The following is a 21,352-nucleotide window of genomic DNA, read 5'->3' on the forward strand; positions in this document are numbered from 1 at the left end:
CTTAACCTGGGGGATGGACCCTTTTTGTGAACCAAAGCGCTTTCAAGCGGAGAGGAACCCGCCGTCCACCGGCACCACCGCCCCGTTCACGTAACTTGCTAAGTCGCTGACCAGGAAAAGAATCACCCGAGCCACCTCGTCCGGGTCCCCAAAGCGGCCCATGGGGAGCCGGGCCTGGAAGAAGAAGCCGGTGGCCATCTTGTCCCAGTTCACCTTAAGAAGGGTGCGGCGCACGGCCTCCCTTACCCCTTCGGTGCGGATCCCCCCGGGCACCACCACGTTGGCCCGGATCCGCTTCCCGTACTCCCGGGCCAAAGCCCGAGTCAAAGCCACCACCCCCGCCTTAGAGAAAAGAGGGGGTGTGGGGGAGCTATAATCCCCCGCGAATTCATTCCGGGGATACATAGACTCCCCCACTTGCTCCGAAGGAGCACAAATTCTGTGGTATAATTCTCCGTGGGAGAGTCTGTGCTGAAACGCCACCTCCCAGATACGGAGTCAAGGTTTTTCTGGGCTTGGACGGAGCCTTCGGGGATGGATACGGCAAGGGCCGTTCCGTGAGAACCGAGAAGCCCCGTTCTTCAGAACGGGGAGTCGTCACGAATAGGAAGACTCGCTCTAGCGAAAGCCAGAGCAGGGCACTTAGAAGTGGGTATACCCCTTCCGGGGAAGGGGCGCCCCCCGGAGATAAACCCCTTCCCCCGCCACCACCCTCCCTGCCCGGAAGAGGGGAAGCCCTTTGGCCTTGGCCCTCGCTTCCACCGCGGCCGCCCCTTCCTGTGGCACCACCAGGACCGCCTCAAACTCCTCGCCCCCGTAGAGGACGAGCTCCAAGGCCGCCTCCTCTCCTCCCGCAAAGGCCAGCACGTCCGGGTAGAGGGGAAGAACCTCCAGCTCCACCCGTACGCCGAGCTCGGAAAGCTGCCAAAGGGTTTCCGCCAGGCCGTCGGAGGAGTCCAGGCTTCCCCGGAGGAGGCCGGAGAGGGCGAGAAGCTCCAGGCGAGGCAGGGGGTAGAAAGCCGCCTCCCGAATTTCGGGAAAGCCTTCCAAGGAGCGCCCCTCGTAGTGGGCCCGGATGGCCGCCCCCGTCCTCCCCCACCGGTCCCCGGCGAGGTAGAGGAGGTCCCCGGGGAGGGCCTTCCGGGGCAGGGGGGCCTCCGCCAGGGCGTAGCCGGAGACGGTGAGGGCCACCTCCACCCCCCGGTTCGTGTCCCCCCGAGGAGGAAGGCCCCAAGCCGCTTTGCCGCCTCCGCCGCCCCGCGCACGAGCTCCAAGACGAAGCCCTCCTCCAGGTCCTCGGGCAGGAAAAGGCCCAAGGTGAAGCCCAAGGGCCGCCCCATCTTGACAAGGAGGTCCGAGGCCGTGGCCGCCACCCCCCGAAACCCCACCTCAAAGGGCCCCATGCCCCTTAGGGCCACCTCCCGGTAGAGGAAGCCGTCGGTCTTGAGGAGCCAGGCCCTCCCCTCCGCCCACACCCCCCCGGCGTCGTCCCCTGGGGGCAGGGGGGCGGCCTCAGGGTAGCCCAGGGGGGCTAGCTTCCGGAGAAGCGCACGCTCGCCCAGGTCTTTAAGCCGCATACATCCAGGCTAGGGTATCATGGCGGGGTGTGCCGGGTTGACCTGTGCCGAAGGCCGGCCCGGGGTCCCCTGATCCTGGTGGAAGTCCTGCCCGCGGGAAGCGTCCTCACCCGCCTTCTTGCCTTGGGAGCGCGGGAGGTCTGGGTGGCCCCGGGGCCGAAGGTGGCCCGCCTCCTGGCGGAGGCCTTCCCGGAGGAAGCCCTTCTCCTCGGGGAAGTGGAGGGGTTTCCCCCGGAAGGCTTTCACGGGAGGCTTTCCCTCCTGGACCTGGAGGCCGCCGAGGTCCGGGGCAGGCGGGCCGTGCTCTCGGCCCCTACCCTAAACGCGAGCCTCCTCCCAGAGGAGGAAGAGGTATACCTCGCTAGCCTGAGGAACGCCAAGGCGGTCCTCGAGGCCGCCCGGGAGCTCGAGGAACCCACCCTCCGCCCCTCGGGGGCGCCCGAGCCCCTGCTTTCGGCGGTGGTGGCCCTGGGGTTTCTTAAGCGCAAGCTCGCCCCCGAGGCCCCGCCGAGCCTTCCTACCCTCCTCCTCAAGGCCTTCCCCGACCCCCAGGAGGCCCTCTTCCAAAGCCCCGAGGGCCAGGCCCTCCACCGCCAGGGCCGCACCGAGGAGCTGGCCTGGGCAAGCCTCATCGGAGTGGACCCCGTGGTGCCCAAACTCGCCGAGGTCCGCTTCTTCCCCAAGGAGGCCCACGGGCTTAGCCGGGACCGGTACGCCCAAAGGTTCGTCCCATGGAAAGGCTGACCCTCCTCGGCCTCCCCCTAGACCCCGTGGACATGGAGGAGGCCCTAAAGCGCATCGGGGGCTTCCTCCAAGAGGAAAGGACCCACCAGGTGGTGACCTTAAACCCCGAGATCGCCGTAAGGGCCCAGGAGGACGAGGCCTTGAGGCGGGCCGTCCTCGAGGCCGACCTCATCACCCCGGACGGGGTGGGGATCCTCTGGGCGGTGCGGCGCCTCCACGGCCTTGCCCTTAAAGAGCGGGTCACGGGGATTGACCTCACCCTGGCCCTCCTCCGCCGCTTTCCCGGGATCCGGGTCTACCTCCTCGGGGGAAGCCGGGGGTGGCCGAGGGAGCCGCCCGGGAGGTGGAACGCCTGGGAGGCGTGGTGGTGGGCTTCCACCACGGCTACTTCCAGGAGGAGGCCCCGGTGGTGGCGGCCATCCAAAAGGCCGCCCCCGACCTCCTCCTGGTAGGGATGGGGGAAAGGCAGGAAGCCTTCATCCACCGCCACAAGCCCCACCTCGAGGCCCGGGTGGCCATAGGGGTGGGGGGCACCCTGGACGTGCTGGCCGGGGAGGCCAGGCGCCCCCCCCTTTGGGCCCAGAGGCTCGGCCTGGAGTGGCTTTTAAGGGTGGGGCTAGACCCAAAGCGCTGGCGGAGGGCCCCCAGGCTTTTCCGCTTCGCTTACCTGGTCCTTAAGGAGGGGCGGTAGAATGTCCCCATGAAGCGGCTTTTGGTAAGCCTTCTCCTCCTCGGCCTCGCCCTGGGGCAGGGCCTCGTCCTCCCCTTTGAGGGACCCAAAGGGTACACCCTGGCCCAGGCCTTCGCCCAAGGCCTGAAGGCCCCGCCCCCCACCCTCCTTGCCCTCCTCCTCCCCGACCTCCCCTGGCGGGGAAGCTATGAGCTTGCCGGGGGGCTTTACACCAAGGCGGGGGCCCGGCTCGCCCAGGCGGCCACGGGGGCGGACTGGGTCCTTCTGGGGCGGGAAGAGGCGGGAGGGCTTCGGCTCTTCCTGGCCCGTGAAGCGGGGGTCAAGGAGGCCCTCTTCCCCACCCCGGAGCTCGGGTGGCTGTGGCTCCAGGGGGAAGGCCTCGCCCCCCGCTTTAGCCCCCTCCCCACGCCCTCCCTCCCGGAGGAAAGGCTTCGGGCCCTGGCCCAAGGGGAGGACCCGGACCCCCTTCACCGTTCGGCCCTGGACTTGAAGGAAAGCCGGGGTAGCGGCCTCCTTGAGGGGCTTCTTCCCCAGAAGCTTCTTCTCCTCTGGCAAGGGAGGCTTCCTAGGGCCTACGAGGCCTTCCGGCTCCTCGCCGAGGGGAGGCGGGAAGAGGCCTTGGCCTTGGCGGAGGCCATGGGGGAGGGGGACGTCCTGGAAAGGACCGCGGCCCACCTGGTCTATAGGGCCCTCGAGGACGAGCGCTGGAAGGTCTCGGCGAGAAGGCTTTCGGAGGCCTTCCCCGAGCTTCCCCTGGCCTGGGAGGAGGTGAGCTTCGCCGCCTTCCAGGAAGGCAAGGGGGAGGAGGCCAAGGAGGCCCTCCTCAAGGCCCTTGCCCTCCGCCCGGACTACTGGCTCTACTGGACCAACCTGGGCTGGGCCTACTACCTCACCGGGGACCTCCCCCGGGCCATCTGGGCCTCGGAGAGGGCGGTGGCCCTTTCCCCCAACGCCACCGCCTACTACAACCTGGGCCTTTTCAAGGCCATTTACGGGGACTTCCTCGGGGCCAAGGCCACCTACGACCGGGCCCTGAGGCTGGACCAAGGGGAGGATTACCCCGAGGCCCTGAAGGACCTGGAGGAACGGGAAGAGCCCCTTGCCCTCTTCTTCCGGGCTTACCTTGCGGAGCGGACAGGCCTGGAGGCCGAGCCCCTCTACCAGGCCTTCCTCGAGGCCTACCCCAAGCACCCCGCCGCCTTCGCCGCGCAAAGGGCCCTCGCCGCCCTAAAGGCAGGGGGGCTTTCCCTGGAGGTGGAGCGCCTCACCCTGGTCCCAGGCGGCCCGGACGCGCGGCCCTTCCGCGCCGGGGAGGCCATCTTCCCCGAGGTGCGGCTGGAGGGACGGCCCTACCTCAGGCAAGCCTCCCTGTTCACCGCCCTCTACCGGGACGGGGAAAAGGTGGCCGAGGAGGAAAAACCCTTGGGCTTCCCGCCCCTCACCGTGGCCCTCCTCGAGGTGGCCCCCCCGGTGGTGCCGGAAGCCCCGGGGCGGTACCGCCTCGAGGTTCGCTACGCCGAGGCCCGGGCGGTCCTGGATCTGGAGGTGGGGGCGCCAAGCCTCGCCCGCAGGCTCTTCGCCTTGGGCCTCGAGGTGCGGGACCTCTCGGGTAGGCCCCTCCTCACCCCCAAAGAGGCCCTGGGGGAGGACGGGGAGCGGCTCCTCCTGGAGCGGACCCGAGAGGCCCTGATGAAGGCCGCCCCCCTGGCCACCACCGAGCGCCTCACCCAGCCCTTGGAGAAGGGCCCCGTGGCCGGGAAGACTGTCCAGGAGGTGCTGCGCGACCCTGACCCCGGGATCCTTCAGGCCTTCTACCAAGCCGTGCTGGAAAACCCAGAAAAGCTTGCGGAGACCGACGTGGTCAACGCCTTCGTCAACTGGCTCCTGGAGCCCTAACCTAAGGAAAGGGAGGTGGAAGCGTGAACCTGGAGGCCAAGAAGAAGGTGCTGAGGAGCTTCACCTACGGGCTTTACGTTCTTACCGCCCAGGACGGGGACGAGGTGGCCGCGGGGACCGTGAACTGGGTGACCCAGGCCTCCTTCCAGCCCCCCCTGGTGGCGGTGGGGCTCAAGCGGGACAGCCACCTCCACGCCCTGGTGGAGCGCACGGGGAAGCTCGCCCTCATGACCTTAGCCCACGACCAGAAGTCCATCGCCCAGGACTTCTTTAAGCCCACGGTGCGGGAAGGGGACCGGCTGAACGGCCACCCCTTTGAGCCTTCCCCCACCTTCGGCCTCCCCCTCCTTACGGAGCTTCCCTACTGGCTGGAGGCCGAGGTGCGCCACCTTTACCCGGGCGGGGACCACAGCCTGGTGGTGGCCGAGGTGGTGGAGGCGGGGGTACGCAGGGAGGAGAAGCCCCTGGTCATGTGGGACACGGGCTGGTTCTACGGGGGCTGAGGCCAGGGCAACCCCCCTTGCCGCGGCGGGGACCTAAGGCGTCCCCGCCCTGGAAAAAACGCCCCTTCGGCGCTATACTTTTAAGGATATGGACTACACGACCACCACCAGCATCAACCTGGCCCGCCTCCTGAAGGAAGGGGGGACGGCCCGCGCCCAAGGGGTGGTCCAGGAGGCCTTCGTGGTCGGGGAGGAGCGCTTCCCCCTGCAAGGGGAGGCCTCTTGGCGGGTCGCCATTGCCTCCGTGGGGGGAACGAGTACTGGCTCTCCGGGGAGGTGGAGGGGGTGGTGCTCATGGAGTGCCGCCGCTGCCTCAGGCCCACCCCGACCCGGATCCACGCCCACTTCCAGCACCTCCTCCACTACGAGCCGGGCCTCGAGGAGGTCGTCTTTCACGAGGAGGGCGAGGAGGAGTTCTACGCCTTCGGCCTCCCCGACCTGGACCTCCTCCCCTTCCTCACCGAGGCCTTCGTCACCGAGATGCCCTACACCGTCCTCTGCGAGGAGGGGTGCAAGGGCCTCTGCCCCGTGTGCGGGGCAGACCGCAACGTGGAGGACTGCGGCCACGAACCGGAGGCCTTCCACCCCTTCCTCGGCCTCAAGGACCTCCTTCCGGAACTCTAGGCCTTCTGCTATACTACCTAGGGTTTTGCGGGGCTAGGCCCCCGAATCTGGAGGAGAAGATGGCGAAACACCCTGTGCCCAAAAAGAAGACCTCCAAGGCGCGCCGGGACGCCCGGCGGAGCCACCACGCCCTTACCCCGCCCACCCTGGTCCCCTGCCCCGAGTGCAAGGCCATGAAGCCCCCCCACACCGTCTGCCCCGAGTGCGGCTACTACGCCGGGCGGAAGGTGCTGGAGGTCTAACACCACCCCATCCGGGCTGACGCCTGGATGGGGGCCCCGGAAAGCCCTTGGGTGCGAGTTCCTGGCCTCAGGTGTGCAAGACTGTCGGAGAAAAGCGGATTAGGAGGTCCCGGGCGCGCCCGGGGCCTCCGGTCTTTTTGGGTATAGTAAGGCCCATGACGGGAGGTCGGGCATGAGCGGGATCCTGGCCCTAGGGGCCTACGTGCCCCAAAGGGTCATGACCAACGCCGACTTTGAGGCCTACCTGGACACCTCGGACGAGTGGATCGTCACCCGCACCGGGATCAAGGAACGGCGCATCGCCGCCGAGGACGAATACACCTCCGACCTGGCCTTCAAGGCGGTGGAGGACCTCCTAAGGAGGCACCCCGGGGCCCTCGAGGGGGTGGACGCCGTGATCGTGGCCACCAACACCCCGGACGCCCTCTTCCCCGACACCGCCGCCCTGGTGCAGGCCCGCTTCGGCCTCAAGGCCTTCGCCTACGACCTCCTTGCGGGCTGCCCCGGATGGATCTACGCCCTGGCCCAGGCCCACGCCCTGGTAGAGGCGGGCCTGGCGCAGAAGGTCCTGGCGGTGGGGGCGGAGGCCCTTTCCAAGATCATTGACTGGAACGACCGCGCCACCGCCGTCCTCTTCGGCGACGGAGGCGGGGCCGCGGTGGTGGGCAAGGTGCGGGAGGGGTACGGCTTCCGCTCCTTCGTCCTAGGGGCGGACGGCACCGGGGCCAAGGAACTCTACCACGCCTGCGTGGCCCCGAGGCTTCCCGACGGCACCTCCATGAAAAACCGCCTCTACATGAACGGGCGGGAGGTCTTCAAGTTCGCCGTGCGGGTGATGAACACCGCCACCCTCGAGGCCATAGAGAAGGCGGGCCTCACCCCCGAGGACATCCGCCTCTTCGTCCCCCACCAGGCGAACCTCAGGATCATTGACGCCGCCCGGGAGCGCCTGGGGCTTCCCTGGGAAAGGGTGGCGGTGAACGTGGACCGCTACGGCAACACCTCCACGGCCTCCATCCCCTTGGCCCTCAAGGAGGCGGTGGACGCGGGCCGGATCCGCGAGGGGGACCACGTCCTTTTGGTCTCCTTCGGGGCGGGGCTCACCTGGGCCGCCGCCGTCCTCACCTGGGGGGGTGCCTGATGTACGCCGCCCTCTTCCCCGGGCAGGGCTCCCACCGGGTGGGGATGGGCAGGGCCCTCTACGAGGCCTCCCCCGCCGCCAAGGAGGTCCTGGACCGGGCCGAGGCCGCCCTACCCGGCCTCCTCAAGCTCATGTGGGAGGGCCCCGAGGAGGCCCTGACCCTAACGGAGAACCAGCAGCCCGCCCTCCTCGCCGCAGGCTACGCCGCCTACCGGGCCTTTTTGGAGGCAGGCGGGAATCCCCCTGCCCTGGCCGCAGGCCATTCCTTGGGGAGTGGACGGCCCACGTGGCCGCGGGCACCCTGGAGCTGGAAGACGCCCTAAGGCTCGTGCGCCTTAGGGGCAGGTACATGCAGGAGGCCGTCCCCGTGGGGGAAGGGGCCATGGCCGCCGTGCTAAAACTCCCCCTGGAGGAGATCCAAAAGGTCTTGGAGGGCCTCGAGGGAGTGGAGATCGCCAACCTCAACGCCCCGGAGCAGACGGTGATCTCCGGGAGAAGGCAAGCGGTGGAGGAGGCCGCGGAGAGGCTCAAGGAGCGGCGGGCCCGCGTGGTCTTCCTCCCCGTCTCCGCCCCCTTCCACTCCTCCCTCATGGCCCCCGCGCGAAAGCGGCTGGCCGAGGACCTGGCCCGGGTTCCCCTGAAAAGGCCCCGCTTCCCCGTCTACTCCAACGTCACCGCGAGGCCCGAGGAGGACCCGGAGAGGATCCGGGCGCTCCTCCTGGAGCAGATCACCGCCCCGGTGCGCTGGGTGGAGATCCTACGGGACATGGAGGCGAGGGGCGTCAAGCGCTTTTTGGAGTTCGGAAGCGGGGAGGTGCTGAAAGGCCTGGTGAGCCGCACCCTAAAGGAGGCCCAGGCCCTAAGCGTCCAGGACCCGGATAGCTTAAAAAAGGCGCTGGAGGTGGAGCGTGCGTAAGGCCCTGATCACCGGAGCAAGCCGCGGCATCGGGCGGGCCATCGCCCTGAGGCTCGCGGAGGACGGCTTCGCCCTGGCCATCCACTACGGCCACAACCGGGAAAAGGCCGAGGAGGTGGCGGAGGAGGCAAGGCGCCGGGGAAGCCCCCTGGTGGCGGTCCTCGGGGCGAACCTCCTGGAGGCCGAGGCGGCCACCGCCCTCGTCCACCAGGCGGCGGAGATACTAGGGGGCTTGGACACCCTGGTGAACAACGCCGGCATCACCCGGGACACCCTCCTCGTGCGCATGAAGGACGAGGATTGGGAGGCGGTCCTCGAGGCCAACCTCTCCGCCGTCTTCCGCACCACCCGGGAGGCGGTGAAGCTCATGATGAAGGCCCGCTTCGGCCGCATCGTCAACATCACCAGCGTGGTGGGGATCCTGGGCAACCCGGGCCAAGCCAACTACGTGGCCTCCAAGGCGGGGCTCATCGGCTTCACCCGGGCGGTGGCCAAGGAGTACGCCCAAAGGGGTATCACGGTTAACGCCGTAGCCCCGGGCTTCATTGAGACGGAGATGACGGAAAGGCTCCCCCAGGCGGTGAAGGAGGCCTACCTGAGAGAGATCCCCGCCGGGCGCTTCGGCAAACCTGAGGAGGTGGCCGAGGCCGTGGCCTTCCTCGTCTCGGAGAAGGCGGGCTACATCAACGGCCAGACCCTGTGCGTGGACGGGGGGCTTACCCCCCACTGAGGTCGTGCTAAAATCCCCCCGGGAGGTTTTTCATGACGGAGCAGGAGATCTTTGAGAAGGTGAAGGCGGTGATCGCGGACAAGCTCCAGGTGGAGCCGGAGAAGGTGACCCTCGAGGCCCGCTTCATTGAGGACCTGGGGGCCGATTCCCTGGACACGGTGGAGCTCATCATGGGCCTGGAGGACGAGTTCGGCCTGGAGATCTCCGACGAGGAGGCCGAGAAGATCCGCACCGTCAAGGACGCCGTGGAGTACATCAAGGCCAAGCTGGGCTAACGCCACCCCACGCTGGCCCAAGCCGGCATGGGGCCCCGGCAAGGGCTGGCAACGCGGGTGGGGCGCGAAGGGCGCCCCGCCTTTCCTTTTTCCCGGGGCGTTCCCGGGTATACTACGCCCATGCGACGCGTGGTGGTCACCGGCCTAGGCGCCCTCACGCCCATCGGCGTGGGGCAGGAGGCCTTCCACAAGGCCCAGCTTGCAGGCCAAAGCGGGGTCAGGCCCATCACCCGCTTTGACGCCTCGGCCCTCCCCGTGCGCATCGCCGCCGAGGTGGACGTGGACCCCGGGGCCTACCTGGACCGGAAGGAACTCAGGCGCCTGGACCGCTTCGTCCAGTACGCCCTCATCGCCGCCCACCTGGCCCTGGAGGACGCGGGGCTAAAGCCCGAGGCGCTGGATCCCGAACGGGTAGGGACCCTGGTGGGCACGGGGATCGGGGGCATGGAGACCTGGGAGGCCCAAAGCCGGGTTTTCCTGGAAAGGGGCCCGAACCGTATAAGCCCCTTCTTCATCCCCATGATGATCGCCAACATGGCCTCGGCCCACATCGCCATGCGCTACGGCTTTACCGGGCCTTCCTCCACGGTGGTCACCGCCTGCGCCACGGGGGCGGACGCCCTGGGAAGCGCCCTGCGCATGATCCAGCTCGGCGAGGCCGACCTCGTCCTGGCGGGAGGGACGGAGGCCGCCATCACCCCCATGGCCATCGGGGCCTTCGCCGTGATGCGGGCCCTTTCCACAAGGAACGAGGAGCCCGAGAAGGCGAGCCGCCCCTTCACCCGCTCCCGGGACGGGTTCGTCATGGGGGAGGGGGCCGGGGTCTTGGTCCTCGAGGCGTACGAGCACGCGAAGAAACGGGGCGCCCGCATCTACGCCGAGCTCGTGGGCTTCGGCCGCAGCGCCGACGCCCACCACATCACCGAGCCCCACCCCGAGGGGAAGGGCGCCGCCTTGGCCATGACCCGGGCCCTGAAGGACGCGGGCCTCGCCCCCGAGCAGGTGGGCTACATCAACGCCCACGGCACCTCCACCCCCGTGGGGGACCGGGCGGAGGTCCTGGCCATCAAGCGGGTCTTCGGGGACCACGCCAAGCGGCTCATGGTCTCCAGCACCAAGAGCATGATCGGCCACCTCCTGGGAGCGGCGGGGGCGGTGGAGGCCATCGCCACGGTCCAGGCCCTCTACCACGGGGTCATCCCTCCCACGATCAACCTCGAGGACCCCGACCCCGAGCTGGACCTGGACTTCGTCCCCGAGCCCCGGGAGGCCAAGGTGGACTACGCCCTCTCCAACTCCTTCGCCTTCGGGGCCACAACGCCGTCCTGGTCTTCAAGAGGGTCTGATGCGGTTTTCCCGGGAAGCCCTTCTGGAGCTGGAGGCCAGCCGCCTCGCCCCCTACGCTCAGAAGGCCAAGGACACCCGGGGGCGCAAGCACCCAGAGCCCGAGTCCCTCTACCGAACCCCCTACCAGAAGGACCGGGACCGGATCCTCCACACCACCGCCTTCCGCCGCCTCGAGTACAAGACCCAGGTCCTCCCCGGCTGGGCCGGGGACTACTACCGCACCCGCCTCACCCACACCCTGGAAGTGGCCCAGGTTTCCCGCTCCATCGCCCGCGCCCTCGGCCTCAACGAGGACCTCACCGAGGCCATCGCCCTCTCCCACGACCTGGGCCACCCCCCCTTCGGCCACACGGGGGAGCACGTCCTGAACGCCCTCATGGAGGGCCACGGGGGGTTTGAGCACAACGCCCAGGCCTTAAGGATCCTCACCCACCTGGAGGTGCGCTACCCCGGCTTCCGCGGCCTCAACCTCACCTACGAGGTCCTGGAGGGGATCGCCACCCACGAGGCCGCCTACAGCCCGGGCTTCAAGCCCCTCTACGAGGGGCAGGGGACCCTCGAGGCCCAGGTGGTGGACCTCTCCGACGCCATCGCCTACGCCGCCCACGACCTGGACGACGGGCTTAGGGCGGGCCTCCTCCACCCCGAGGAGCTCAAGGAAGTGGAGCTCTTCCAGGCCCTGGCCCTGGAGGAGGGGCTGGACCTCCTGAGGCTTCCCGAGCTGGACCGCCGCGTCTTGGTGCGGCAACTCCTCGGCTACTTCATCACCGCCGCCATAGAGGCCACCCACCGGCGGGTGGAGGAGGCGGGCGTGCAAAGCGCCGAGGCCGTGCGCCGCCACCCAAGCCGCCTCGCCGCCTTGGGGGAGGAGGCGGAAAAGGCCCTCAAGGCGCTCAAGGCCTTCCTCATGGAGCGCTTCTACCGCCACCCCGAGGTCCTCAGGGAAAGGCGCAAGGCGGAGGCGGTGCTGGAAGGTCTCTTCGCCGCCTACACCCGCTACCCCGAGCTCCTTCCCCGGGAGGTGCAGGCCAAAATCCCCGAGGAGGGGCTGGAGCGGGCGGTGTGCGACTACATCGCCGGGATGACGGACCGCTTCGCCCTCGAGGCCTACCGCAGGCTCTCCCCCTAAGGGCCCGCACCCCCCGCCAAGGCCGTGGGCAGGCGCTTTCGGGGCTCCGGGAGCGCGTTCCGGCGGGAGGAAGGGAAGCGGGGTAGACTATAGGGGTGAAACCGCTAAGCTGGTCCGAGGCGTTCGGTAAAGGCGCGGGAAGGATCCAGGCCTCCACCATCCGGGAGCTTCTCAAGCTCACCCAGCGCCCCGGCATCCTGAGCTTCGCCGGGGGGCTCCCGGCCCCCGAGCTCTTCCCCAAGGAGGAGGCGGCGGAGGCCGCGGCGCGGATCCTGCGGGAGAAGGGCGAGGCCGCCCTCCAATACAGCCCCACCGAGGGCTACGCCCCCCTCAGGGCCTTCGTGGCGGAGTGGATCGGCGTGCGCCCCGAGGAGGTCCTCATCACCACCGGGAGCCAACAGGCCTTGGACCTCGTGGGCAAGGTCTTCCTGGACGAGGGGGGCCCCGTGCTGCTAGAAGCCCCAAGCTACATGGGGGCCATCCAGGCCTTCCGCCTCCACGGTCCTCGCTTCCTCACGGTACCCACCGGGGAGGAGGGGCCGGACCTAGACGCCCTGGAAGAAGTCCTCAAGAAGGAGCGCCCCCGTTTCCTCTACCTCATCCCCTCCTTCCAGAACCCCACGGGGGGCCTCACGCCCCTTCCCGCCCGGAAGCGGCTTTTAGAGATGGTCATGGAGCGGGGCCTCGTGGTGGTGGAGGACGACGCCTACCGGGAGCTCTACTTCGGGGAAAGGCGCCTCCCCAGCCTCTTTGAGCTCGCCCGGGAGGCGGACTACCCCGGGGTCATCTACCTGGGAAGCTTCTCCAAGGTCCTCTCCCCCGGGCTTCGCGTGGCCTTCGCCGTGGCTCATCCGGAGGCCCTGCAGAAGCTCGTCCAGGCCAAACAGGGGGCCGACCTCCACACCCCCATGCTCAACCAGATGCTGGTCCACGAGCTCTTAAAGGAGGGCTTCTCCGAGCGCTTGGAAGGGGTCCGCAGGGTCTACCGGGAAAAGGCCCAGGCCATGCTCCATGCCCTGGATCGGGAGGTGCCCAAGGAGGTGCGCTACACCAGGCCCAAGGGCGGGATGTTCGTCTGGATGGAGCTCCCCAAGGGCCTTTCCGCCGAGGCCCTTTTCCAAAGGGCCATAGAGGAGAACGTGGCCTTCGTGCCCGGCAGTCCCTTCTTCGCCGAGGGGGGCGGGGAGAACACCCTGAGGCTCTCCTACGCCACCTTGGACCGGGAGGGGATCGCGGAGGGCGTGCGGCGGCTGGGGCGGGCGCTAAAGGGGCTTTTAGCTTTGGTCTAGGAAGAGGAGGGGCTCTCTCCTTCTCAGCTCCCCCACCAGGGCGTCTAAAAAGGCTTCACCCTCCGCCACCGCCTCCTCGGGCCTCAGCAAAAGGGGTGCCCGGCGGGTGTCTATCTCCAAAACCCAGCAACCCTCTACGAGGCCTTGAGCCCAGAGGGGAGGGCGTCTTTGAGCAAGGGCGGCGAGCCCCTGCTTGAAGCGGGCGTAGATAGGGTCAAGCTCATTCCCCTGGGGAGGTCGGTAAACGCCTCCCCTTCGCTTGGTAGGCGCCCCGTAGTCCAGAACCACCACATACCCTACGACCACCTCGGGAAAAAGGAGCTGGACGGAGGAAACCTCCCCAACCAGATCGTCCAGGCGGTTAGGCCAGGACCCCGAGGGATTTTTCAGGATGGACTTCAGGGAAATGAGAAGCCGCGGTTTCTTGGATAAGGATGAACCCGCGGGGTACACCAACCCCAGGTCCCACTTTTTCTCCCGGGCCAAACCGGGTACGGAAACCTCCCGCTCCAAGTGGGGCCAAAGATGTGGCGGTAAGCGCTCCCGTAAACGTTCCTCCAAATACCCCGCCAAAACCCCCTGGCGCCCGCTATCCTGGGAAGAGGTCCGTATCATGTTTTCTAAAAGTCTTTTCAACCTAACGGCGAGGATGGACGGCTCCATCCAAGACCTCCAGGGAAAACCCAGGGACTTCCCTGGCAAAGCGCTCTTTGGCCAGCTGAGCGTACCGCGGCACGAGCTCCACGCCCAAAGCCCTCCTCCCCCACCTCGCCGCGGCGATGAGGGTGGTCCCGGTCCCGGCGAAGGGGTCTAAGACCACGTCCCCCACGAAGCTGAACATGCGCACCAGGCGCTCGGCGAGCTCCAGGGGGAAGGGGGCGGGGTGGTCCTTGGTGCTCTCCCCGGGGATGTCGTCCCAGATCTGCCGGAAGAAGCGGTGAAAGTCCTCCTTGGGAAGGCGGCTCTTCTCCCGCTGCTCTTGGGTGGGCTTGCGGTACCCCCCGGGCTTCCTTTGCATGAGGATGTACTCAATCTCCGTCTTGATGATGGCCCCGGGCTCGTAGGGCTTGCCCAGGAAGACGCCCCGCCCCTCCACCTCGAGGCTGGCGTTGGTGTGCTTGTGCCAGATGATGGGGTTGAGGTTGTCAAACCCGAGCTTGCGGCAGCGCACCTGGATGTCGGCGTGGAGGGGGAAGACGAGGTGGCGCCCAAAGCGGCGCCTCGCCACGGCCACGTCCCCCACCACGATGACGAGCCTTCCGCCCGGGACCAGGAGGCGGAAGACCTCCCGCCACACCCGGTCCAGCTCATCCAGAAAGGCCTCGTAGTCCTCTATGTGGCCGAGCTGGCCCGGGGTGTCCTCGTAGCGCTTCAGGGTCCAGTAGGGCGGGGAAGTCACCACCAGGTGGACCGAGGCCTCGGGGAGAGAGGCCAGCACCTCCCGGGCGTCCCCCACGTGGAGGCGGTGAACTCCAAAGGAGACCTCTTCCCCCTCTGAGAAGGCCTCTTTAGCCTTTGGAAAGGACCTCATTGCGCCCCAGTATACCCTTCCCGCACCACCTCTTCCGGCCACCTCCCCCCCAGGGCCTCCCAGGCCGCCGCCATGTCCTGGGGCACGGGGGCGAGAAACTCCAAAATCCGGCCCGTGCGGGGATGGGGGATGCGGAGCTCGTAGGCGTGGAGGGCCTGGCGCCCGATATGGGGGCTCCTTCTCCCGTAGAGCTCGTCCCCAGAATGGGGGCCCCGAGGTACTTAAGGTGGACCCGGATCTGGTGGGTGCGGCCCGTATGGGGCCTCGCCTCCACCAGGGCGTAGGGGCCTGCGGTGGCCAGGACCTGGAACTCGGTCTCGGCGTAACGGGCAGCGACGCCGCCCACGTGCATCTTGTGCCGCTCCCGGGGATGCCTCCCGATGGGGGCGATAAGGACCCCCTCCCGGGGGTGGCCCTCGGTAATGGCCAGGTAGCGCTTCATCACCAGGCGGTCGCGGAAGGCCCGGGCCAGGCCTTCGAGGACCCCGCCGTGCTTCGCCACCACCAGGACGCCGCTCGTGTCCTTGTCCAGGCGGTGGACGATCCCGGGGCGGACGAGCTCGGGAGGCCCCTTCTCCACGGGCCCGTAGTAGCGGGCGAGGAGGAGGTTCACCACCGTGCCCGAGTAGACCCCGGGGGCGGGGTGGGTAAGGAGGCCCGGGGGCTTGTTCAGGGCCAGGACGTCCTCGTCCTCGTAGAGGATGGGAATGGGCAGGTCTTCGGGGAGGACCATGGGGACCTCCTCCACGGGCTCCACCGCCACCTCCTCCCCTTTGAGCCGGTAGGCGGGCTTGAGGACCACCCGGTCCCCCACCCGGACCCGCCCGGCCTGGATCCAGGCCTGGGCCTTGGCCCGGCTCACGGAAAGGGCCTCCGCCACCGCCTGGTCCAGACGCACCCCTTCCCTACGAAAGCGCACCACGAAAGCCCATTCTACCCCTTAAGGAGCCGGGTTTTCAGCGGAGTTTTTTAAAAACTATGCTCCTCCGCGGGGAAGACCCCTTCCCGAACCTCCTGCGCGTACCGGCTCAAGGCCTCTTGGATGAGCCTGCCTGCCTCCAGATAGCGCTTCACGAAGCGGGGCTTGAAGTCGCCGTAGAGACCCACCACGTCGTGGAAGACAAGGACCTGAGCGTCTGTGTGGGGCCCGGCCCCAATCCCCACGGTGTGGACGGAAAGCCTCTCGGTGATCTCCTTGGCCAAGCGGGCGGGCACCATCTCCAAGACCACGCCGTAGGCCCCGGCCTCCTCCAAGGCCAAGGCCCCCTTGAGGATACGCTCCGCCTCCTCCGGGCGCCGGCCTTGGAGCTTGTAGCCGCCAAGCTGGCTCGCCGTCTGGGGGGTGAGGCCCACGTGGCCCAGGACCGGAACCCCCGCCCGCACCAGGCCCCGGACGATCTCCGCCACCTCCTCGCCCCCCTCCAGCTTCACCGCGTCCGCCCCCCCCTCCTTGAGGAGGCGCTCCGCGGCAAAAAGGGCCCGGTCCAAGGTGGCGTAAGCGAGGTAGGGGAGGTCGGCCACGAGAAAGGTCTCCGGGGCTCCCCTGCGGGCAGCCTTGGTGTGGTGGAGCATCTCCTCCAGGGTCACGGGTACCGTGGAGGGGTAGCCTAGGACCACCATCCCCAAGGAGTCCCCCACCAAAATGGCGTCCACCCCGGCCGCCTCGGCCAGGCGAGCCGTGGGGTAGTCGTAGGCGGTGAGGTAGACAAGCCGCTGGCCCTTGGCGTTGCGGAAGTCCTTCACCGTGCGCCGCACGGGAATAAGGCTATCATGGAAGAGCGTGGAAGACCTCACCCTTAGGCCCAAGACCCTGGACGAGTACATCGGCCAGGAGCGCCTGAAGCAAAAGCTCCGGGTCTACCTCGAGGCGGCCAAGGCCCGAAAAGAACCCTTAGAGCACCTCCTCCTCTTCGGCCCCCCGGGCCTGGGCAAGACCACCCTGGCCCACGTCATCGCCCACGAGCTTGGGGTCAACCTCCGGGTCACCTCCGGGCCCGCCATAGAGAAGCCTGGGGACCTCGCCGCCATCCTGGCCAACTCCCTGGAGGAAGGGGACATCCTTTTCATCGACGAGATCCACCGCCTGAGCCGCCAGGCCGAGGAGCACCTCTACCCCGCCATGGAGGACTTCGTCATGGACATCGTCATCGGCCAAGGCCCGGCGGCGAGGACCATCCGGCTGGAGCTTCCCCGCTTCACCCTGATCGGGGCCACCACCCGGCCCGGCCTCATCACCGCGCCCCTCTTGAGCCGCTTCGGCATCGTGGAGCACCTGGAGTACTACACCCCCGAGGAGCTGGCCCAGGGGGTGATGCGGGACGCCCGCCTCCTCGGGGCAAGGATCACGGAGGAGGCCGCCCTGGAAATCGGTAGGCGGAGCCGGGGCACCATGCGCGTCGCCAAGCGCCTCTTTCGGAGGGTGCGGGACTTCGCCCAGGTGGCGGGGGAGGAAGTCATCACCCGGGAAAGGGCCCTGGAGGCCCTTGCGGCCCTGGGCTTGGACGAGCTGGGCTTGGAGAAGCGGGACCGGGAGATCCTGGAGGTCCTCATCCTCCGCTTCGGCGGTGGCCCAGTGGGCCTCGCCACCTTGGCCACCGCCCTCTCCGAGGACCCGGGCACCTTGGAAGAGGTGCACGAGCCCTACCTCATCCGCCAGGGGCTTTTGAAGCGCACCCCCCGGGGCCGGATGGCCACGGAGCTGGCCTACCGCCACCTGGGCTACCCGCCCCCGGTGGGCCCCCTCTTGGAGCCGTGATCCGGGCCACGCTTCCCGAGCTGGATCTGGGGGAGCTCCTTAGGGCCCTGGAAGCGCGCGGAAGAGCGCCGTGGTGAGCTTCCAGGGCCGGATCTACGGACGCGTCCACCTCCTCGGGGGGCGGATCCTCTACGCCCGCACCGAGCCCGGCCCCCACCTCGGGGAGTACCTGGTCCGCCTAGGCCACCTCACCCTAGAGGTTCTAAAGGCCCTGGAGCCCCTGCGGAGGGGCTAATCCCGCCCCCTGCGAAGCGCTCAGTTCAAGCGCTTCCCCTCCCGCAAGAGGGCCTGGGCCCGCTCCACGTAGGCGGTGAGGGCGGCGTGCCACTCGTCCGCCGGGTGGAGGTAGGGCAGCACCGCCTGGCCCCGGCGCACCATCTCCTCGGGAAAGCGGTAGCCGAGCTGGGCCAGGGTGTCCACCACCATCTCCTGGGCCCCCACCCACTCCCGGCTCCCCTCCTCGGCGCTTTCCGCCGCCTTGCGGTAGTGTTCCAAGGCCTCCTCCAGGTGGAGGAGGTCGTAGGCCACGTGGCCCAGGACCAACTCCCCCGCGGCCACCGCCCCCCGGGCCACGGCCTCCTGGGCGGCGGCCTCCGCCTCCTGGTAACGCCCCTGGCGGTAGAGGGCCTCGGCCAGATCGGCGTAGGCCTGGGCCAAGTAGGGGTAGCCCTCCTCCCGCACCAGGGCCCGGAGGTGCTCCTCGGCCTCGGGGTAGGCCCCGTGATCCAGGGCCGCCACCCCCATCTCGTGGAGGACGTGGGGGCGCTCCCCGGCGTCCGCCCGGGCCATGGCCTCCCGGAAGCTCGCCATGGCCTCCTCGTAGCGCCCGAGCTGGAGGAGGGCCTGCCCCTCCACCAAGGGGGTACCGTAGGCCTTGTGGCCGCTCTCCTCCTCCAAGGCCAAGGCCTTGCGGATCTCCTCCAGGGCGAGGCCCGGGTTGCCCAAAAGGAGGTGGGCCCGGGCGAGGAGGTAGTGCCGGGTGGCGGCGTCCTCCGGGTCCTCCTCCCCCACCGCCGCCTCCGCCTCCTTCAGGGCGAGAAGGGCCCGCTCCCCCTCCCCGGCCTCCAGCCACATGGCGGCGGCGTCCAGGAGGAGCCAGTACCGCTCAAGCCCCAGGGCGAGCTCCGCCCCCCGCTCGTAGGCCATGGCGGCCTCCCCGTGGCGGCCAAGCCGCTCCAGGATCCGCCCCTTAAGCCCCTCGGCCCGCCAGGCCAAATGGGGGGGGAGCCCCGCCTCGAGGGCCTCCAAGGCCTCCTCCAGCCTCCCCAGGTAGAAGAGGGCCTGGGCCTGGTGGTACCGGACCCGGGGGTCCCGGCTCGGGAGGAAGAGGGGAAGGACCTCCCGCTCGGGCCGCCCCTCCAGGGCGAGGAGCTCGGCGAGGAGGCTCCGGTACAGGGGGTCGTACTCCAGCCCTCCCAGGGCGTAGGCCTCCTCCAGGGCGTGGTGGGCCTTCTCCAGCCCCTCCTCCCCGTAGAGGGCGTAGACCTCGGCGAGGAGGAGCCAGGCCTCCTTGGCCTCCCTCTCCCGGCCGAAGAGGGCCTTCCGGGTGAGGAGGTCAATGGCGGTGTCGTAGTCCCCCTGGTGCAGGGCCTCGAGGACCCCCTTCATCGCGGCTAGAGGATACCACATACCCTGTCTTCCCACCGGCAAGGCGCTACCATAGGGCAAGGGAGGTAGACCTTGCCGCAGCGGTTTAATCCGTTCAACCTGCTCCTTCTCGTCCTGTTGGGGTATCTCGTCTACACGGCCCTAAGCGGACCACCGGCCCCTACCCTCTCCTACACGGAGTTCCGGGAGCTGGTGCGCCAGGGGAAGGTGGCGGAGGTGACCCTGGAGGAGACCCGCATCACCGGGCTCCTCAAGGCCCCAGAGCGCTTCCCCACGCCCCAGGGGACCGTCCAGGTCTCCCGGCGCTTCCAGGTTCCCCTGCCCCCCGCCCAGGTCCAGGACCCCGAACTCCTCCGCTTCCTGGAGGAAAACGGGGTGACGATCGTGACCAAAGCCCCCTCCATCTGGCCCCAAGTCCTCCTCTACGTGGGCCCCACGCTCCTCCTCATCGCCTTCTTCTGGTTCTTCTTCATGCGGGCCCAGGGGGGCGCGGGGCAGGTGATGCAGTTCGGCCAGAGCCGGGCCAAGCTTTACGGCAAGGAAAAGAAGGTGAACACCACCTTCAAGGACGTGGCCGGCCACGAAGAGGCCAAGCGGGAGCTCATGGAGGTGGTGGACTTCCTCAAGAACCCGAAGAAGTACCTGGAAATCGGGGCCGAGATCCCCAAGGGGGTGCTCCTCGTGGGCCCACCCGGCACGGGCAAAACCCTCCTCGCCCGGGCGGTGGCGGGGGAGGCAGGGGTGCCCTTCTTCTCCGTCTCCGCCAGCGAGTTCATGGAGATGTTCGTGGGCGTGGGGGCGAGCCGGGTGCGAAGCCTCTTTGAGGATGCCCGCAGGAACGCTCCGAGCATCATCTTCATTGACGAGCTGGACTCCATTGGCCGAAAGCGGGGTGCGGGGATTGGGGGCGGCCACGACGAACGGGAGCAGACCCTAAACCAGATCCTTTCGGAGATGGACGGGTTTGAGAAGGACACCTCCGTCATCGTCCTCGCCGCCACCAACCGCCCCGACATCCTGGACCCCGCCCTCCTTCGGCCCGGGCGCTTTGACCGGCAGGTGGTGGTGGGCCTTCCCTCCCTGGAGGAGCGCAAGGAGATCCTCCTCGTCCACATGCGAGGCAAACCCATCGCCGAGGACGTGGACGCCCTGGAGCTCGCCCACCTCACCCCCGGCTTCTCCGGGGCGGACCTCAGGAACCTGGTGAACGAGGCCGCCCTCCTCGCCGCCCGAAACGGAGAGAAGAGGATCCGCAAGGAGCACTTCCTCAAGGCCCTGGACAAGATCGTCCTCGGCCTGGAGCGGCCCGCCCTGAAGCTCTCCGAGGAGGAAAGGCGGGCCGTGGCCTACCACGAGGCGGGGCACGCCGTGGTGGGAGAAGTCCTGCCCCACGCCAACAAGACGGAGAAAGTCTCCATCGTCCCCCGGGGCATGGCCTTGGGGGCCCGCTGGAGCAAGCCGGAAGAACGGGTCCTAGTCTCCCGGGAGCACCTCATGGACGAGCTTTCCGTCCTCATGGCGGGCCGGGTGGCGGAGGAGCTTTTCACGGGTACCGTAACCACGGGGGCCCAGGACGACTTCAAGCGGGCCACAGGGATCGCCAAGCGGATGGTCCTGGACTGGGGCATGGGGGAGCACTTCAAAAACGTTGCCTGGGGCTCGGACTCCGGGCCCATTTTCCTGGGGGAGGAGATCGCCAAGAAAAAGGACCACTCCGAGGAGACGGCCCGCCTCATTGACCAGGACATCATGAAAATCCTGGACGAGGCCTACGAGCGGGCCAGGAAGGTGCTCTCTACCCACCGGGAGGCGGTGCACAAGATCGCCGAGGAGCTCCTCCGGGAGGAGACCATCCCCGGGGACCGGGTGAGGGCGATCCTCCGGGAGACCCAGGCGGTGGAGCGGGCCGAGGACCTAGGGCAGGAATAGCTCCGCCCGCACGCCTAATCCCCGGGCCCGCTCCACCCAAAGGGGGTTGTCGTCCCAGTAGACCGCCTCCCCCGGGGCGAGGCCCAGGGCCTCTAGGGCCAGGGCAAGGGCCTCGAGCTTGTCCGGAGCGTGGTAGGCCAGGACCCCTTCGGGGGGCGGCAGGTCGGAGACGAGGTGGAAGGGCTCGGGGAAGGCGAGGCCCCGGGGGCGGAAGGCCTTGGGGTAGAGCCTCGAGGCCCCGGGGAAAAGGGCCTCCAGCGCCTGGGCCCCCTCCGCCTTGAGCCGGGGGAGGAGGGCGTAGAAGGCCTCCGAGAGGTAGAAGACGGGCTCCCCGCTCTCCTCGGCGAGGAGGCGGAGGAGCCTCGGCTCCACGGGCTCGCAGTACACCCCGGAAAGGTCCAGGAGGTAGACCACCCCTCGAGTCT

Annotated in this window: 18 protein-coding genes and 7 pseudogenes; 17 read left to right on the forward strand and 8 right to left on the reverse strand. The window is 68.5% G+C overall.

What is annotated here, in order from left to right:
* Positions 1–42: 42 nt before the first annotated feature.
* Positions 43–315: an SDR family NAD(P)-dependent oxidoreductase gene (locus AV541_RS08570; RefSeq protein ID WP_244880517.1), complete on the reverse strand. Its 273-nt coding sequence runs from the start codon at positions 313–315 to the stop codon at positions 43–45.
* Between the two features lie 327 nt (positions 316–642).
* A pseudogene (locus AV541_RS08575) lies at positions 643–1,577 on the reverse strand (thiamine-phosphate kinase).
* A 27-nt stretch (positions 1,578–1,604) separates the two neighbouring features.
* Between AV541_RS08575 and AV541_RS08580 the strand changes: the two are divergent.
* From AV541_RS08580 to lysN, 13 genes and pseudogenes are all read left to right on the forward strand, one after another.
* Positions 1,605–2,321 (forward strand): 2-phosphosulfolactate phosphatase, encoded by a 717-nt coding sequence (locus AV541_RS08580; RefSeq protein ID WP_060384698.1) that lies wholly within the window; start codon positions 1,605–1,607, stop codon positions 2,319–2,321.
* A pseudogene (locus AV541_RS08585) lies at positions 2,309–3,012 on the forward strand (WecB/TagA/CpsF family glycosyltransferase). The gene AV541_RS08580 and the pseudogene AV541_RS08585 overlap by 13 nt, the downstream one beginning before the upstream one ends.
* A 9-nt stretch (positions 3,013–3,021) precedes the next feature.
* Positions 3,022–4,908 carry a hypothetical protein gene (locus AV541_RS08590; RefSeq protein ID WP_060384699.1) on the forward strand — a complete coding sequence of 629 codons (1,887 nt, stop codon included), beginning with the start codon at positions 3,022–3,024 and terminating at the stop codon, positions 4,906–4,908.
* A 23-nt stretch (positions 4,909–4,931) separates the two neighbouring features.
* The gene (locus tag AV541_RS08595) at positions 4,932–5,411 is read left to right on the forward strand and encodes a flavin reductase family protein (RefSeq protein ID WP_008631664.1); all 480 of its coding nucleotides are present in this window, start codon (positions 4,932–4,934) and stop codon (positions 5,409–5,411) included.
* A gap of 88 nt (positions 5,412–5,499) precedes the next feature.
* Positions 5,500–6,035, forward strand: a pseudogene (locus tag AV541_RS08600) (DUF177 domain-containing protein).
* 59 nt (positions 6,036–6,094) lie between these two features.
* A complete protein-coding gene (gene rpmF / locus AV541_RS08605) occupies positions 6,095–6,277 on the forward strand; it encodes a 50S ribosomal protein L32 (RefSeq protein WP_008631660.1) in 183 nt (60 codons plus the stop codon).
* A gap of 172 nt (positions 6,278–6,449) precedes the next feature.
* Entirely contained in the window at positions 6,450–7,418 is a 969-nt protein-coding gene (locus AV541_RS08610) for a beta-ketoacyl-ACP synthase III (protein ID WP_060384700.1), read from the forward strand.
* Positions 7,418–8,334: pseudogene (fabD, locus tag AV541_RS08615) on the forward strand (ACP S-malonyltransferase). Before AV541_RS08610 ends, fabD begins: the two are co-directional and overlap by 1 nt.
* Complete coding sequence (fabG, locus tag AV541_RS08620; RefSeq protein ID WP_060384701.1) at positions 8,327–9,064, forward strand: 3-oxoacyl-[acyl-carrier-protein] reductase; 738 nt, start codon at positions 8,327–8,329, stop codon at positions 9,062–9,064. Before fabD ends, fabG begins: the two are co-directional and overlap by 8 nt.
* 32 nt (positions 9,065–9,096) lie before the next feature.
* Positions 9,097–9,339, forward strand: a complete 243-nt coding sequence (gene acpP, locus AV541_RS08625; RefSeq protein WP_008631656.1) for an acyl carrier protein — start codon at positions 9,097–9,099, stop codon at positions 9,337–9,339.
* 120 nt (positions 9,340–9,459) lie between these two features.
* Positions 9,460–10,685: pseudogene (gene fabF, locus AV541_RS08630) on the forward strand (beta-ketoacyl-ACP synthase II).
* Positions 10,685–11,815: a deoxyguanosinetriphosphate triphosphohydrolase gene (locus tag AV541_RS08635; protein WP_060384702.1), complete on the forward strand. Its 1,131-nt coding sequence runs from the start codon at positions 10,685–10,687 to the stop codon at positions 11,813–11,815. The pseudogene fabF and the gene AV541_RS08635 overlap by 1 nt, the downstream one beginning before the upstream one ends.
* Positions 11,816–11,910: 95 nt before the next feature.
* Complete coding sequence (gene lysN / locus AV541_RS08640; protein ID WP_060384703.1) at positions 11,911–13,104, forward strand: 2-aminoadipate transaminase; 1,194 nt, start codon at positions 11,911–11,913, stop codon at positions 13,102–13,104.
* On the opposite strand, the gene AV541_RS13170 is transcribed toward lysN, so the two are convergent.
* A complete protein-coding gene (locus AV541_RS13170) occupies positions 13,090–13,224 on the reverse strand; it encodes a hypothetical protein (protein ID WP_276325492.1) in 135 nt (44 codons plus the stop codon). The two genes, lysN and AV541_RS13170, sit on opposite strands and share 15 nt — an antisense overlap.
* A gap of 48 nt (positions 13,225–13,272) precedes the next feature.
* Here AV541_RS13170 and AV541_RS12640 point away from each other — a divergent pair, with 48 nt between their 5' ends.
* A complete protein-coding gene (locus AV541_RS12640; protein WP_172596922.1) occupies positions 13,273–13,536 on the forward strand; it encodes a hypothetical protein in 264 nt (87 codons plus the stop codon).
* A gap of 205 nt (positions 13,537–13,741) precedes the next feature.
* Here AV541_RS12640 and AV541_RS08650 read toward each other — a convergent pair whose 3' ends face one another.
* From AV541_RS08650 to panB, 3 genes and pseudogenes are all read right to left on the reverse strand, one after another.
* Positions 13,742–14,635 carry a DNA-methyltransferase gene (locus AV541_RS08650; RefSeq protein ID WP_060384705.1) on the reverse strand — a complete coding sequence of 298 codons (894 nt, stop codon included), beginning with the start codon at positions 14,633–14,635 and terminating at the stop codon, positions 13,742–13,744.
* Positions 14,632–15,557, reverse strand: a pseudogene (locus AV541_RS08655) (RluA family pseudouridine synthase). The gene AV541_RS08650 and the pseudogene AV541_RS08655 overlap by 4 nt, the downstream one beginning before the upstream one ends.
* 47 nt (positions 15,558–15,604) lie before the next feature.
* Complete coding sequence (gene panB, locus AV541_RS08660; protein ID WP_060384706.1) at positions 15,605–16,390, reverse strand: 3-methyl-2-oxobutanoate hydroxymethyltransferase; 786 nt, start codon at positions 16,388–16,390, stop codon at positions 15,605–15,607.
* A gap of 25 nt (positions 16,391–16,415) precedes the next feature.
* Between panB and ruvB the strand changes: the two genes are divergently transcribed.
* The gene (gene ruvB / locus AV541_RS08665) at positions 16,416–17,390 is read left to right on the forward strand and encodes a Holliday junction branch migration DNA helicase RuvB (RefSeq protein WP_060384707.1); all 975 of its coding nucleotides are present in this window, start codon (positions 16,416–16,418) and stop codon (positions 17,388–17,390) included.
* Positions 17,387–17,604, forward strand: a pseudogene (locus AV541_RS11195) (DUF4388 domain-containing protein); the annotation flags it as partial. The gene ruvB and the pseudogene AV541_RS11195, both read left to right, overlap by 4 nt.
* A gap of 41 nt (positions 17,605–17,645) precedes the next feature.
* Here AV541_RS11195 and AV541_RS08670 read toward each other — a convergent pair.
* Complete coding sequence (locus AV541_RS08670; protein WP_060384708.1) at positions 17,646–18,998, reverse strand: tetratricopeptide repeat protein; 1,353 nt, start codon at positions 18,996–18,998, stop codon at positions 17,646–17,648.
* Positions 18,999–19,070: 72 nt separating this feature from the next.
* On the opposite strand from AV541_RS08670, the gene ftsH reads away from it, so the two are divergent.
* Entirely contained in the window at positions 19,071–20,927 is a 1,857-nt protein-coding gene (gene ftsH, locus AV541_RS08675; protein WP_060384709.1) for an ATP-dependent zinc metalloprotease FtsH, read from the forward strand.
* Here ftsH and AV541_RS08680 read toward each other — a convergent pair.
* Positions 20,913–21,341: a hypothetical protein gene (locus tag AV541_RS08680; RefSeq protein WP_011227910.1), complete on the reverse strand. Its 429-nt coding sequence runs from the start codon at positions 21,339–21,341 to the stop codon at positions 20,913–20,915. The two genes, ftsH and AV541_RS08680, sit on opposite strands and share 15 nt — an antisense overlap.
* Between the last annotated feature and the right edge of the window lie 11 nt (positions 21,342–21,352).

The sequence above is a fragment of the Thermus parvatiensis genome (genome assembly GCF_001535545.1).
GTDB lineage: Bacteria > Deinococcota > Deinococci > Deinococcales > Thermaceae > Thermus > Thermus parvatiensis.

What these genes read in the sequence shown, in the direction of transcription:
- rpmF (WP_008631660.1), top strand. Translation starts at nt 6,095, where the DNA reads ATGGCGAAACACCCTGTGCCCAAAAAGAAGACCTCCAAGGCGCGCCGG.
- acpP (WP_008631656.1), top strand. Translation starts at nt 9,097, where the DNA reads ATGACGGAGCAGGAGATCTTTGAGAAGGTGAAGGCGGTGATCGCGGAC.
- AV541_RS08635 (WP_060384702.1), top strand. Translation starts at nt 10,685, where the DNA reads ATGCGGTTTTCCCGGGAAGCCCTTCTGGAGCTGGAGGCCAGCCGCCTC.
- AV541_RS08590 (WP_060384699.1), top strand. Translation starts at nt 3,022, where the DNA reads ATGAAGCGGCTTTTGGTAAGCCTTCTCCTCCTCGGCCTCGCCCTGGGG.
- AV541_RS08650 (WP_060384705.1), bottom strand. Translation starts at nt 14,635, where the DNA reads ATGAGGTCCTTTCCAAAGGCTAAAGAGGCCTTCTCAGAGGGGGAAGAG.
- AV541_RS08670 (WP_060384708.1), bottom strand. Translation starts at nt 18,998, where the DNA reads ATGAAGGGGGTCCTCGAGGCCCTGCACCAGGGGGACTACGACACCGCC.
- AV541_RS08610 (WP_060384700.1), top strand. Translation starts at nt 6,450, where the DNA reads ATGAGCGGGATCCTGGCCCTAGGGGCCTACGTGCCCCAAAGGGTCATG.